The 764-nt window shown below is 42.5% G+C and carries 2 protein-coding genes; both read right to left on the bottom strand.

The window, feature by feature from the left end; genetic code table 11:
- Positions 1-187, bottom strand: a 187-nt coding sequence (locus L693_RS0126220) for a hypothetical protein (protein ID WP_025721314.1), incomplete at its 3' end; no start/stop codon positions are given.
- 84 nt (positions 188-271) lie between these two features.
- Positions 272-643, bottom strand: a complete 372-nt coding sequence (locus L693_RS0126215; RefSeq protein ID WP_025721312.1) for a DUF4190 domain-containing protein — start codon at positions 641-643, stop codon at positions 272-274.
- Positions 644-764 lie beyond the last annotated feature (121 nt).

Raw genomic sequence — 764 nt, 5'->3', positions numbered from 1 at the left:
AAGCGTCGCTCTGAACGATTCGCTTCTTGTGCTTGACTTTTTGTAATTGTACCTGCTTGGTCGGCCTCATCCGTACATGCTGTGATATATCGGCATAATGACCATTTGTTTTGCGACTCTGTGCGGCGCAATACATTCCTGCGCGTTTCGCCTTGCTTAGTGCTTTTTGTGTTCGAGTACGTGCCATACGGCCTTCACTCTCCTTCATTAGACTCCATTTATCATAGCATCAGAAATCTAAATCGTGAAGGGTGCATGTACAGGAATACCATTAAATGTCTGAGAAAATGTCCGTATCGCCACTTGAGGCCGCTATCACAAAAACAACGACTAAGGAAAGGATGATCAATGTATAAATCAGTGTCCCAATAATACTACATACCAGTCCGGCAATCGCCATACCTCTACCTTGTTCGCCATAACGATTAATTTCCTTCAGGGAAAGGCTGGACAAAATAATGCCAACTATTCCGATAATCAACCCAAGATAAGGAATGACAACCGATAAAATCCCGAGTACCATCGAGGCAACAGCCTTACTGTTTGTAGGTGGAACCACTGGGAGCTGGTTAAATGGGGCGTTATAATCGTTCGTCTCCTGAAAAGAGTCGGAAGATCGAGGCTCTTTGTATAAATCACTCATCTGTCTAATTCAACTCCAATATGTAAAATAGCAATATATACGTTCTAGGGTACCACAATCTTACAAATCAGGACAGTACTTATTTTAAAAGACGGATTGTAATATGAAGTGCGACACCTGC

This window comes from Paenibacillus sp. 1-18, assembly GCF_000520755.1.
Taxonomy (GTDB): Bacteria; Bacillota; Bacilli; order Paenibacillales; family Paenibacillaceae; genus Paenibacillus; species Paenibacillus brasilensis.
This window is presented reverse-complemented; position numbering and strand designations above follow the sequence as displayed.